Source organism: Pseudomonas sp. Fl5BN2 (genome assembly GCF_009908205.1).
In the GTDB taxonomy this organism is placed as follows: domain Bacteria; phylum Pseudomonadota; class Gammaproteobacteria; order Pseudomonadales; family Pseudomonadaceae; genus Aquipseudomonas.
Map to the genome: position 1 here is coordinate 167,299 of NZ_JAAARL010000005.1, position 13,149 is coordinate 180,447.

Here is a 13,149-nt window from a genome sequence, read left to right on the forward strand (position 1 = left end):
TTATGCAAGTCGTTGAACGCCTTGCGAGAAAATGCGCCGGTGACTGAACACCGGCATCCGCGCCCGAATGGACGCCTGTTCACTGCTGTCGCGCTCGGCCAGCAGCACACCCTCACCTTGATCCTGTTGCGCCAGCAGCCGTCCCCAGGGATCGACTATGGCCGCATGTCCGTAGGTTTCCCGCGGACCGGGATGAACGCCGCCCTGCGCCGCCGCCAGCAGGTAGCACTGGGTTTCAATGGCCCGGGCACGAATCAGCACGTCCCAATGCGCGGCACCGGTGACCGCGGTAAACGCCGAAGGCGCGGTAATCAACTCCGCCCCTGCAGCCCGCAACTCGCTGTACAGCTCGGGAAAGCGCAGGTCATAACAGACGGTCAGCCCCAATCGCCCCGCTGGCGTATCAGCCACCACCACGCGGTTTCCATGAGCATAGTCATCGGATTCGCGGTAGCGCCCTCGATTGTCCGCCACGTCGACGTCGAACAGATGCAGCTTGTCGTAACGCGCAGCGACCTGCCCCTGGTCATCCACCAGTAACGAACAGGCATTGGACTTGGCCTCGGGCTGATCCTCGGGCGGCAACGGCAAGGTACCGGCCACTATCCATAACTTGAGGTCGCGGGCGGCCTGTTTCAACCACGGCAGGATCGGACCTTCGCCCAAGGCTTCGGCACGCCCGATGACGGCCATGTCACGGCGCCCCATAGCGGCGAAATTCTCTGGCAGCACCGCCAGCCTTGCACCGCCGGCAGCTGCTTGTTCAAGCAGGCCACGAGCCTGCGCCAGATTGGCCAGGATATCGCTCTGGCTGACCATTTGAATCACCGCAAGAGACATGGCGTACTCCGTGTTGGGTAGGCCGCCATGCTACTCCATAGGGGCGAATCGAGGATTCTCAAAACGGCTTGTCGAGGGTGATTTTTGGCTCTTTCCACGGACCTTTGACGTTGTATTTGACGCTGGCAAAGCGCGCCACCCGATCACCGATCAGCTTGTCGATCAGGAACAACGCCCCACCCACCGCTGGCGCGCCGACGATCAGCGCGGCAATCGGCAGGTTGTTGGTCACCGGCAAGGTCACCAGCAGCTTGGCATCCACCTGGTCGGCCACCATGTCCAGGGTGCCATTGAGCTCCAGGTTGCTCGACGGTCCGGTGAGAGTGATCGGCTCACGGGTGACATAGACGCCGTTGCTCGCTGCCAGCACCCCCCTAACCCGGTCATAGCTCAGGCCCTTGCCGAACAGGTCGGAGAAGTCCAGGCGCAAGCGCCGACCAATGGAGTTGAAGTTGAGCAGGCCAAACACCCGCAACGCCTGGGCCCCGCCGTCGACTTCGACGAACTGGCCCTTGCGCAAGGTGGCGTCCAGGCTTCCGGAATAACGCTTCAGGCCGACCCAGGCCGGCGAGCCCGGCCAACGACCATCAACGTCCAAGTGAAAGTCTTCACTGGTAACCGTAGGCGCAAAACCCCAGCCCTTGAGCACGTCTGCGAGGTTCTTGCCGGCAATGCGACCACGATACCAACTGCTGCTGGCACCGGCCTGGCCTTCCCAGCCACCCTCGCCTTGCAACTGCATGCCCTTGAGTCCGAGGTCCAGGCTGTTGAAGCCCATGCCCTTGGCCGTTGGCCGCACCTTGAGTGCCCAACGGCCGATCAGGTCAGAGCCCTGAAACAGCTGCTCAATGGCAATATCCAGCGGCGGAACATTCTTGGGGTCCACCGACGCCAGCGGATCGGGGGCATTCTCATCGGCCTGCGCCGCAGGGTCAGCGGCCGGCAAGCGCACGTATTGCATGTTGATGGCCATTGGCGTGGTCTTGGCATCGGGCATGCCGACCTTGCCTTTGGCCTGCTGACTGTCGATCTGCAACTCCCAGGCAGCTGGCTTACGCATCAACAGCAGGTTGACCTGATCCAGGCGGGTGCCGAAGGCACTGAGCGTACCGACCTTGAAATCGGCACTGCTGAGCAACTGCTTGGCGCTGCCGCCCGGGTCCTGCCCAGCATAGCGATCCACCAGGGCTTTCCAGGGTTCTACATCCAGCTCGGACAAAATCCCGCGGACCCGCAGCCCTTTGACAGTGGGCAGCAAAGCCGCGCCATCACCAAGGAACAGCTCGCCGCGCCCCTCGGCGAGCTTGCCGCTGGGTGCGGCAAAGGTGAAATCGGCCAACTCGCCGTAATTGAACCAGTAACGTCGCTCGGGCCCTTGCAAGGTCATGCGGAACACACTGTTGCGCCCAGTGCTGGCTGCCATACCGAACGGGGCCGGCAGATCCACCGCCACACCCTTGAGGCTTGAACTGACCATCAACTGGCTGTCAGCGCCGTCGAGGTTCAATTGCAGCTGATACGGCACCTCGCCAGACACCGGCAGCGGCTGGCTGACTTGCAGCCAGTCGGTGAGTTTCTTCACCGCCACCTGCCCCTTGGCAACCACTCGGGTATTGGGCTTGCCAGGTTTGCCATCAGCGAAAATCTGCGCGCTCACCGGTCGGTCGAAGGCCTGGGCACTGATGCCTTCGCCACTGAGGCCCTTGGCGCTGTCGAAACGGAAATTGCCCTTGAGCTGGGTCAATTCCAGTTCCGGCTCACTGAGCTTGAGTCGCGCATTGTCGGTCTTGAAGTTCACCACGATCTTCGGCTCTTCACCTTTGACCAGGGGAATGTCCAAATCCAGATTGCCTTGCAGGTCACCCTCACCTTGCCAGCCGGCAAAGGTCGAGGCGGTTCCGATCGGTGCCTCCTGGAGAATCTTTACCCCGTCCCCCAGGCCACCGGCAAAACCACCGTCGATGAACATATGGGCACTCTTCCCGCTGGCGGCATGGGGAATGTTGACGAACACATCCCGTACCTTGGTGTCCAGCAACTGCCCTTTGCTGGCGACGATGCGCACCCCGCTGTCCTCGACGAACACATCCCCACTGACCTTGCTCAGGTGCGGCCAGCCCGGCTGGAACGCCAGCTCGGTGTCATGCACCTTGAAGAACAGGCTGATGCTGCGGGCCGCCTCGATGGCGTCATGGTTCAGCGAACCCTGGTACTGAAAGAAACCCTGGTCCACCGCGCCCTTGAGGATCGCCGTGCGCAGCCATTCGTCCACCGCCGGGTTGAGCATTTGCGGCAGGTACTTGGCGGTGTAGCGCCCATCGCCATCGACCAGGCCGACCCGCAGGTCCATGTAGTCTTCCTGGCTGTGATCGAAATGCAGACGGATCAGGAAATCGCCGGCGATCTTGCCTTCCTCTCCGAGCACCTTGAGGTAGGGGGAAATCAGAGTGAAACCTTGCTTGTCGAGCTTCCAGGTCAAGGTGGCGTTGGCCTGGATGTACTGCCAGGGCTTGGCGAAAATCGGGAACAGGTGCAGGGAGAAATCCTTGCTGTCCATGCGCAGCTCGCCCTTGCCCAGGTCGCCGCTGATGCTACCGCTGACGTTCCGCGCTGCCGGGGCGCCATGATAGGCGTCGAAACCGACGCGTTCGAGATTGGCAGCAAAGCTCAGACGCTGATCGTCGGTGGCCTGGGGCCGGTAGTCGAGCAGCACATTGCGCAGCCCACCGGTGACCTTCAGGCGATCGATGGTCGTGGCCAGCGCCTCCGGCAACGGCGCCAACGCGTGGAGGATCGGCGTTACCGGGGTCAGATCCAGGCGATCAGCCTGCAGCTGCCAGAGTTCTTCGCTTTGTTCCGTGGCCTTGGTCTGCTGCACTAGCAAGCGAGACTCCCAGCGAGTCTCGCCGAGGTTCAGCTCCAGGGAATCAAGTTGCACCTGCAAGCCTTGTTCACTGCGCTGGAAGTAGGCGTTCAAGGCCAGGTTCTTCAGGGTCACCGGGGCACGCTCGGCATAGGCACCGGTGAACTGCGGTGCATTCAGGCGCAACGTGGCGTTCTGCACCGTGCCTCGGCCCCAGTTCAGCCACAGCTCGCCGCCGGCCTTGAGCGCGGACAGTTTCCATTCCTGGGTAAGGCGAGCCGGCAGCCAGCGCGACCAGTCACTTTGCGGCAGACTCAGGTACAGGTCGGCTTGAGCGTCACGCCAGGCGTCGGCACGGATCCGCGTGCGCAGGTTCAAGGCCAGGGGCTGGCCGTCCGGCAGGGTCAGGCGCAGATCCAGGCGCTGGCGACTGGGGCCGGTACGCAGGTTGAGTCCGACATAGGTCAGGGCAAGCGGTTGATGATCTTGCGGCAACAAGGTGATCTGACTGTCCAGCACCGACAGTTCCGCCACCTGCTGCAGGCGGGTCAGCAATTGCTCAGGGTCCATTGGCTGATCCTGCTGCACTGGCAGGCCTTGCAACTGCCATTGGCCGTCCACCCCCTCCTTGAGGCTCAGGCTCAGGCCGCTGAGCTCCAGGCGTCCAATCTGCAGCTCACCCGCCAGCAGGCTGCCAAGCACATCCGGCGCCACACTCACCTGATCCAGGCGCAAGGCATTGGCGCCCTCGCCGACCATCACGTCATGGGCGAGCAGGATCGGTGACAAGCCTCTCCAGCGGCCTTCGAGGCTACCGATATGTACCGGCAAGCCCACGGCCTGCTGTACCTTGGCTTCAACTTCAGCCTGGTATTCAGCCACCAACGGAGTCAGTTCGCGACCCAGGCTGACATACAAGGCAGTCACCACCAGCGCCAACGCACAGAGGCCCAGCCCCCAGCGAGTCAGCGTGGTGAACAGGCGGATCAGCCGCTCCATTTCAGTTGGCTCCCATGGCAAAAGTCATGCAAAAAGCTGAAGCCAGCCGTTTCCACTGATGTAAAGCACGCGGAATCAGAGCAGCACCACGTCGTATTGTTCCTGGGAATACATGGTTTCGACCTGGAACCTGATGGTCCGGCCAATAAAACCTTCCAACTCCGCAACGTTACCGGACTCCTCATCCAGCAAACGATCAACCACTTTCTGATTGGCCAGCACCCGATACCCTTCTGCCTGATAAGCCCGAGCTTCGCGGAGGATTTCACGGAATATTTCGTAACAGACGGTTTCTGGAGTCTTCAACTTACCCCGTCCCTGGCAACTGCTGCAGGGTTCGCAGAGCACCTGTTCGAGGCTTTCCCGGGTCCGCTTGCGCGTCATCTGCACCAACCCGAGTTCGGTAATGCCGATGATGTTGGTCTTGGCGTGATCGCGCTCCAGCTGCTTCTCCAGGGTGCGCAGCACCTGCCGCTGATGCTCCTCATCTTCCATGTCGATGAAGTCGATGATGATGATCCCGCCGAGGTTGCGCAGGCGCAATTGCCGGGCAATGGCGGTGGCGGCTTCGAGGTTGGTCTTGAAGATGGTTTCCTCAAGATTGCGGTGGCCGACGAAGGCCCCGGTGTTGACGTCGATGGTGGTCATGGCTTCCGCCGGGTCCACCACCAGGTAGCCACCAGACTTGAGCGGCACTTTGCGCTCCAGGGCTTTCTGGATTTCATCCTCGACGCCGTACAGGTCGAAGATCGGGCGCTCACCAGGGTAATGCTCCAGGCGATCGGCGATTTCCGGCATCAGCTCGGCAACGAACTGGGTAGTCTTCTGGAAGGTTTCCCGGGAATCGATGCGGATCTTCTCGATCTTCGGGCTCACCAGGTCCCGCAGGGTACGCAGCGCCAGGCCGAGGTCCTCGTAGATCACACTGGGGGCGCCAATGGTCTTGATCTGCGTACCGATCTGATCCCAGAGCCGGCGCAGATAGCGGATGTCCATCATGATCTCGTCGACCCCGGCGCCCTCGGCGGCGGTACGCAGGATGAACCCGCCAGCCTCCTTGATGCCTTCCTGGGCCACGCAATCGCTGACCACTTGCTTCAAGCGCTCACGCTCGGCCTCGTCTTCAATCCTCAGCGAGATACCAACATGAGCGGTACGCGGCATGTACACCAGGTAGCGGGACGGGATCGACAGCTGGGTGGTCAGGCGTGCGCCCTTGGAGCCAATGGGGTCCTTGGTGACTTGCACCACCAGGCTCTGCCCTTCGTGCACCAGGGCGCTGATGCTCTCGACTGCCGGGCCTTCGCGGTTGGAGATTTCCGAAGCATGGATAAAGGCCGCCCGGTCCAGGCCGATGTCGACGAAGGCTGCCTGCATGCCCGGCAATACCCGCACCACCTTGCCTTTATAGATGTTGCCGACAATGCCCCGGCGCTGGGTGCGCTCGACGTGAACCTCTTGCAGCACTCCGTTTTCGACCACCGCCACCCGCGATTCCATCGGCGTGATGTTGATCAGAATCTCTTCACTCATGGCAGTGTCTCGTTCAGGCGTGTTCATAGAGGGCCGCAGTAGTTGGGTACGGCGCTTTAGCGCACTGGAAGGTTTTGCCAACAGGGTATGCCGAAATGGCCGAGCAGTTCTGCGGTTTCGCACACCGGCAAGCCGACCACGGCGGAATAGCTGCCATTGAGCCCGGACACAAACACCGCCGCAAGTCCCTGAATCGCATAACCGCCGGCTTTATCCGCAGGCTCGCCACTGGCCCAGTAGAGCGCTGCCTCTTCGGCCGAGATGGGACGAAAACGCACCAGGCTGCGCACCACCAGCGACTCGCAACGATCACCGTCGAGCAGGGCAATTGCAGTCAGCACTTCGTGTTCGCGTCCAGACAGCGCCATAAGCATCGCCAGGGCATCGGCCTGATCCTGCGGTTTGCCGAGAATCAGCCCATCGAGCACCACCGCAGTATCGGCGCCCAGCACGCAAGCCGGAGCCTGGGATTCACTGCTGGCGATCAACCCGCGACCGGCCGCTGCCTTGCCCCGAGCCAGGCGCTCGACGTAGGCGGCAGGAGGCTCATCGGCCAGCGGGGTTTCATCGATATCCGCATTGATGGCGGTGAAAGGTACGCCAATCTGCGTGAGCAACTCACGCCGACGGGGTGAACCCGAAGCGAGGTAAAGCGGACTCATCAAGACATCTCCCTGTCGAGGTACGGGCCAATGCCTGACCGAATTAATTGATTTTGAAACGTCGGCACAAACCACGCAGGCCAAAGCTGACCCAGGGCCACAACAAGGCACTGACCAGCGCCGGCAACACCAAGGCCAGGGTCGGCTGACGATTGCCGGTCAGGGCACTGAGCCAGAGTTGCACAAGCTGCGCCAGGCCAAAGATCACCAGGATCACCAAGCTCTGCTGCCACATCGGGAACATCCGCAGACGCTGCTGCAGGGACAGCACGAGGAACGTGATCAACGTCAGGATCAAGGCGTTCTGCCCCAGCAGGGTGCCATAGAGCACATCCTCGGCCAGCCCCAGGCACCAGGCGGTGACCATCCCCACCTTGTGCGGCAGGGCCAAGGCCCAGAAGGCCAGCAGTAGAGCCAGCCACAATGGGCGCAGGATTTCCATGAACTGTGGCAACGGCGACACGCTCAGCAGCAGGCCGATGAGGAATGTCAGCCAGACAATCCAGCCGTTTCGTGAATAGGTACTGCCCGCCATTATTCTCTTCCTCCGGTGGTGGCCGGTACCGCTGCCGGTGGCTTGGCAGCCGCCGGTTTCACCACAGGTTTATGAACCGGCTTGACCGGAGCATGGGCCGCAGGCTTGACCGGCGTCGCCGCGGCTGGCGCCGGAGCAGCATTGGCCGCCCCGGCCGGAGCTGTTGCAGGCTTGGGTACTGTGGCCGGGACCACCGGCGTCGCGTTGCCACCCTGTCGGTCCTGGGCCTCCTGGGCCTGGGCGGCATCGTTGGCCCGCTCTTCAGCGGTACGTGGATCGCTGAACACCAGCAGCAGGTAACGGCTGCGGTTCAACGCTGCAGTGGGCACTGCTCGCACAATAGCGAAGGGCTGGCCAGAGTCGTGAATCACTTCCTTGACCGTGGCCACCGGATAGCCGGCAGGGAAACGCTGGCCAAGACCGGAACTGACCAATAGGTCGCCTTCCTTGATGTCGGCAGTATCGGCCACATGGCGCAACTCCAGGCGCTCCGGATTACCGGTGCCGCTGGCGATGGCGCGCAGGCCGTTGCGGTTGACCTGAACCGGAATGCTATGGGTGGTGTCGGTCAGCAACAGGACACGAGAGGTGTAGGGCATCAACTCGACCACCTGCCCCATAAGGCCTCGGGCATCGAGCACCGGCTGACCGAGGAACACACCATCACGCTCACCTTTATTGATGATGATGCGATGGGTGAAGGGGTTCGGGTCCATGCCGATCAACTCGGCCACTTCGACCTTCTCGTTGACCAGCGCCGAAGAGTTGAGCAACTCACGCAGGCGCACGTTCTGCTCGGTCAGGGCCGCGAGCTTTTGCATGCGTCCCTGCAACAGCAGGTTTTCAGTCTTGAGTTTTTCGTTTTCGGCCACCAGCTCGGTACGGCTGCCAAACTGGCTGGCCACACCTTGCCATAGCCGTTGTGGCAGGTCGGTGATCCAGTAGGACTGCATCAACACCAGCGACATCTGGCTACGCACTGGCTTGAGCAGTGTGAAGCGGGCATCGACCACCATCAGTGCGACCGACAGCACGACCAGCACCAGGAGGCGCACGCCTAATGAGGGACCTTTGGCGAAAAGCGGTTTAATAAGCCGCTCCTCCCAGGCAAATGTTGTGTTTATTCATACGGCATCAAACCGGCCTGGATGCAGATTGACAGAAGATAAACGCCACAGGCAGCACTGCAAAGTGCTGCCTGTGGGCGCAACAGCATAGACCTCGCAGCGATGTTATTCGCTGGAGAGCAGGTCCATGGTGTGCTTGTCCATCATTTCCAATGCACGACCACCGCCACGAGCGACACAGGTCAGCGGGTCTTCGGCGACGATCACCGGCAGACCGGTTTCCTGGGCCAGCAGCTTGTCCAGGTCACGCAACAATGCACCACCACCGGTCAGTACCAGACCACGCTCGGCGATATCCGAAGCCAGCTCCGGAGGCGATTGCTCCAGGGCGCTTTTCACTGCCTGAACGATGGTGGCCAGGGACTCTTGCAGAGCTTCCAGCACCTCATTGGAGTTCAGGGTGAAGGCACGTGGCACGCCTTCAGCCAGGTTACGACCACGTACGTCGACTTCACGTACCTCACCGCCCGGGTAAGCGGTGCCGATTTCCTGCTTGATGCGCTCGGCGGTGGATTCACCGATCAGGCTGCCGTAGTTGCGACGCACGTAGGTGATGATCGCTTCGTCGAAACGGTCGCCGCCGACACGGACGGATTCGGCATACACCACACCGTTCAGGGAGATCAGGGCGATTTCAGTGGTACCACCACCGATGTCCACCACCATCGAACCGCGGGCTTCTTCAACCGGCAGGCCGGCACCGATGGCTGCAGCCATCGGTTCTTCGATCAGGAACACTTCACGGGCACCGGCGCCAAGGGCCGATTCACGGATGGCACGACGCTCAACCTGGGTGGACTTGCATGGAACGCAGATCAGCACACGAGGGCTAGGCTGCAGGAAGCTGTTTTCGTGAACCTTGTTGATGAAGTACTGCAGCATCTTTTCGCAGACGCTGAAGTCGGCGATCACGCCGTCTTTCATCGGACGAATGGCTGCAATATTGCCCGGAGTACGACCGAGCATGCGCTTGGCTTCAGTACCAACCGCCACAACACTTTTCTGATTACCGTGGGTCCGAATGGCCACAACTGATGGTTCATTCAGGACAATACCGCGCTCGCGCACGTAAATAAGGGTGTTGGCAGTGCCCAGGTCAATGGAAAGATCGCTGGAAAACATGCCACGCAGTTTCTTGAACATGGGGAAGGGACCCTAGGCAACGCGTGGGTAAAAAAGTGCGGCAAACTCTAACAACGACAGGGATTTTGGGCAAGGCGCCAATATGTTAAATTGACCGCTTTTCTGTGCACCAACCCCCACAATCGCGGCCATAAGACCGTAGAAATGCGGTAGTGTTCCGACAATCTAACACACGGACGAGATCCGTTCTGTTTTCCACTGGAGAATCCCATGGCGCTTGAACGCTCCGACGTGGAAAAAATCGCTCATTTGGCCTGCATCAAGCTCAATGAAAGCGATCTTCCACACATCACCTCCGCCCTGAACAGCATTCTCGGGCTGGTGGATGAAATGCAGGCAGTCGATACCGACGGTATCGAGCCCCTGGCCCACCCACTGGAGGCCAGCCAGCGCCTGCGCGCAGACGTTGTGACCGAGTCCAATCATCGCGAGGCTTATCAGTCCATCGCGCCAGCGGTCGAAAACGGCCTGTATCTGGTTCCGAAAGTCATCGACTAAAGGGAAAGAGCCTGCAATGCATCACATGACTCTGGCCGAGATCGCCCGCGGACTCGCCGACAAGAAATTCTCTTCCGTAGAACTGACCCAGACCCTGCTGGCGCGCATCGCCCAGCTGGATCCTCAGCTCAACAGCTTCATCAGCCTAACCCAGGACCTGGCACTGTCCCAGGCCCAGGCCGCCGACGCCCGTCGCGCCAATGGCGAGAACGGCGCCCTGCTCGGCGCACCGATCGCGCACAAAGACCTGTTCTGCACCCAGGGCATCCGCACCAGCTGCGGCTCGAAAATGCTGGACAACTTCAAGGCGCCGTATGACGCCACCGTGGTCGCCAAACTGGCCGCTGCCGGGGCCGTGACCCTGGGCAAGACCAACATGGACGAGTTCGCCATGGGCTCGGCCAACGAGTCGAGTTGGTACGGTGCGGTGAAAAACCCATGGAACCTGGAACACGTGCCGGGCGGTTCGTCCGGTGGTTCCGCCGCAGCCGTCGCCGCGCGCCTGTTGCCTGCGGCCACCGCCACCGACACCGGCGGCTCGATCCGCCAACCCGCTGCCTTCACCAACCTCACCGGTCTGAAACCGACCTACGGTCGCGTTTCCCGCTGGGGCATGATTGCCTACGCCTCCAGCCTCGACCAGGGCGGCCCGTTGGCCCGCACCGCCGAAGACTGCGCAATCCTGTTGCAAGGCATGGCTGGCTTCGACCCGAACGACTCCACCAGCATCGATGAACCGGTGCCGGACTACAGCGCCGGCCTTAACGGTTCGCTGCAGGGCCTGCGGATCGGCGTGCCGAAAGAGTACTTCAGTGCCGGCCTCGACCCACGCATCGCCGAGCTGATCCACAACAGCATCAAGGCGCTGGAAAAGCTCGGCGCCGTGATCAAGGAAATCAGCCTGCCGAACATGCAGCACGCGATTCCCGCGTACTACGTGATCGCCCCGGCGGAAGCCTCCTCCAACCTGTCGCGTTTTGACGGCGTGCGCTTCGGCTATCGCTGCGACAACCCAGAGAAGCTGGAAGACCTGTACAAACGCTCCCGTGGCGAAGGCTTCGGCAGCGAAGTGCAGCGCCGGATCATGGTCGGTGCCTATGCGCTGTCCGCCGGCTACTACGACGCCTACTACCTCAAGGCGCAGAAAATCCGGCGCCTGGTGAAAAACGACTTCATGACCGCCTTCAATGAAGTCGACATCATCCTTGGCCCAACCACGCCGAACCCGGCCTGGAAGCTCGGGGCCAAGAGCAGCGACCCGGTCGCTGCGTACTTGGAAGACGTCTACACCATCACCGCCAACCTCGCCGGCCTGCCGGGCTTGTCCATGCCAGCCGGTTTCGTCGATGGCTTGCCGGTAGGCGTGCAGTTGCTTGCGCCGTACTTCCAGGAAGGTCGCCTGTTGAACGTTGCCCACCAGTATCAGCTCAACACTGACTGGCACACCCGCACCCCAACCGGCTTCTGAGGAGATACACATGCAATGGGAAGTCGTGATCGGGCTGGAGATTCATACCCAGCTCACCACCAAATCGAAGATTTTCTCTGGTAGCTCCACCGCCTTTGGTGCCGAGCCCAACACCCAGGCCAGCCTGATCGACCTGGGCATGCCCGGCGTACTGCCAGTGCTGAACCAGGAAGCTGTGCGCATGGCCGTGATGTTCGGCCTGGCCATCGATGCCGAAATCGGCCAGCACAACGTGTTCGCCCGTAAGAACTACTTCTACCCGGACCTGCCCAAGGGCTACCAGATCAGCCAGATGGAGTTGCCGATCGTCGGCAAGGGCCACCTGGACATCCCCCTGGAAGACGGCACGGTGAAACGCGTTGGCATCACCCGCGCACACCTGGAAGAAGACGCCGGCAAGAGCCTGCACGAAGAATTCAACGGCGCCACCGGCATCGACCTGAACCGTGCCGGTACGCCGCTGCTGGAAATCGTTTCCGAGCCTGATATGCGCAGCGCCAAGGAAGCCGTGGCCTACGTCAAGTCGGTCCACGCGCTGGTGCGTTACCTGGGAATCTGCGACGGCAACATGGCCGAAGGCTCCCTGCGGTGCGACTGCAACGTCTCGATCCGCCCCAAGGGCCAGGTCGAGTTCGGCACCCGCTGCGAGATCAAGAACGTCAACTCGTTCCGCTTCATCGAAAAGGCCATCAACAGCGAAATCCAGCGCCAGATCGAGCTGATCGAAGACGGTGGCAAAGTGATCCAGCAGACTCGCCTGTACGACCCGAACAAGGACGAGACCCGTCCGATGCGCAGTAAGGAAGAAGCCAACGACTACCGTTACTTCCCCGACCCGGACCTGCTGCCAGTAGTCATCGAGGACAGCTTCCTCGACCAGGTACGCAGCACCCTGCCGGAACTGCCGCCACAGAAACGCGAGCGCTTCCAGGAGCAGTTCGGCCTGTCGGTCTACGACGCCAGCGTGCTGGCCACCAGTCGTGAGCAAGCGGACTACTTCGAGCAGGTCGCCCGCATCGCCGGCGATGCCAAACTCGCGGCCAACTGGGTCATGGTCGAGCTGGGCAGCCTGCTGAACAAGCAAGGCCTGGAAATCGACGAAGCCCCGGTCTCGGCGGAACAACTGGGTGGCATGCTGCTGCGGATCAAGGACAACACCATCTCCGGCAAGATCGCCAAGACCGTGTTCGAAGCCATGGCCAATGGCGAAGGCAGCGCCGACGAGATCATCGACAAGCGCGGCCTCAAGCAAGTCACTGACAGCGGCGCGATCTCGGCGGTGCTCGACGAAATGCTCGCGGCCAACGCCGAACAGGTTGAACAATACCGCGCCGCCGATGAAGCCAAGCGCGGCAAGATGTTCGGCTTCTTTGTCGGTCAAGCGATGAAGGCCTCCAAAGGCAAGGCCAACCCGCAACAAGTCAACGAACTGCTGAAAAGCAAGCTCGAAGGCTGATCGAAAAGTGACGCGGTGGCTTGTC

10 protein-coding genes are annotated in these 13,149 nt (G+C 61.3%); 3 read left to right on the forward strand and 7 right to left on the reverse strand.

The window, feature by feature from the left end; all coding sequences use genetic code 11:
* The 7 genes from GV819_RS08895 to mreB form a co-directional block, all read right to left on the reverse strand.
* Complete coding sequence (locus tag GV819_RS08895) at positions 1 to 840, reverse strand: carbon-nitrogen hydrolase family protein (RefSeq protein ID WP_161755625.1); 840 nt, start codon at positions 838 to 840, stop codon at positions 1 to 3.
* Between the two features lie 58 nt (positions 841 to 898).
* On the reverse strand, positions 899 to 4,702 hold the full coding sequence (locus GV819_RS08900; RefSeq protein ID WP_161755627.1) for a YhdP family protein: 3,804 nt from the start codon (positions 4,700 to 4,702) through the stop codon (positions 899 to 901).
* Positions 4,703 to 4,777: 75 nt separating this feature from the next.
* Positions 4,778 to 6,235: a ribonuclease G gene (rng, locus tag GV819_RS08905; protein ID WP_161755629.1), complete on the reverse strand. Its 1,458-nt coding sequence runs from the start codon at positions 6,233 to 6,235 to the stop codon at positions 4,778 to 4,780.
* Between the two features lie 56 nt (positions 6,236 to 6,291).
* Positions 6,292 to 6,897, reverse strand: a complete 606-nt coding sequence (locus GV819_RS08910) for a Maf family protein (RefSeq protein ID WP_161755631.1) — start codon at positions 6,895 to 6,897, stop codon at positions 6,292 to 6,294.
* Between the two features lie 43 nt (positions 6,898 to 6,940).
* Complete coding sequence (gene mreD / locus GV819_RS08915) at positions 6,941 to 7,432, reverse strand: rod shape-determining protein MreD (RefSeq protein ID WP_161755633.1); 492 nt, start codon at positions 7,430 to 7,432, stop codon at positions 6,941 to 6,943.
* On the reverse strand, positions 7,432 to 8,523 hold the full coding sequence (gene mreC, locus GV819_RS08920; RefSeq protein WP_161755873.1) for a rod shape-determining protein MreC: 1,092 nt from the start codon (positions 8,521 to 8,523) through the stop codon (positions 7,432 to 7,434). The genes mreD and mreC overlap by 1 nt, the downstream gene beginning before the upstream one ends.
* A gap of 141 nt (positions 8,524 to 8,664) precedes the next feature.
* Positions 8,665 to 9,702: a rod shape-determining protein MreB gene (gene mreB, locus GV819_RS08925; RefSeq protein ID WP_002555108.1), complete on the reverse strand. Its 1,038-nt coding sequence runs from the start codon at positions 9,700 to 9,702 to the stop codon at positions 8,665 to 8,667.
* Positions 9,703 to 9,912: 210 nt separating this feature from the next.
* On the opposite strand from mreB, the gene gatC reads away from it, so the two are divergent.
* From gatC to gatB, 3 genes are read left to right on the forward strand one after another with little or no spacing between them, the layout of a single operon-like run.
* Complete coding sequence (gatC, locus tag GV819_RS08930) at positions 9,913 to 10,200, forward strand: Asp-tRNA(Asn)/Glu-tRNA(Gln) amidotransferase subunit GatC (RefSeq protein WP_161755635.1); 288 nt, start codon at positions 9,913 to 9,915, stop codon at positions 10,198 to 10,200.
* Between the two features lie 16 nt (positions 10,201 to 10,216).
* A complete protein-coding gene (gene gatA / locus GV819_RS08935) occupies positions 10,217 to 11,668 on the forward strand; it encodes an Asp-tRNA(Asn)/Glu-tRNA(Gln) amidotransferase subunit GatA (protein ID WP_161755637.1) in 1,452 nt (483 codons plus the stop codon).
* A 10-nt stretch (positions 11,669 to 11,678) separates the two neighbouring features.
* Entirely contained in the window at positions 11,679 to 13,124 is a 1,446-nt protein-coding gene (gene gatB, locus GV819_RS08940) for an Asp-tRNA(Asn)/Glu-tRNA(Gln) amidotransferase subunit GatB (protein WP_161755639.1), read from the forward strand.
* Positions 13,125 to 13,149 lie beyond the last annotated feature (25 nt).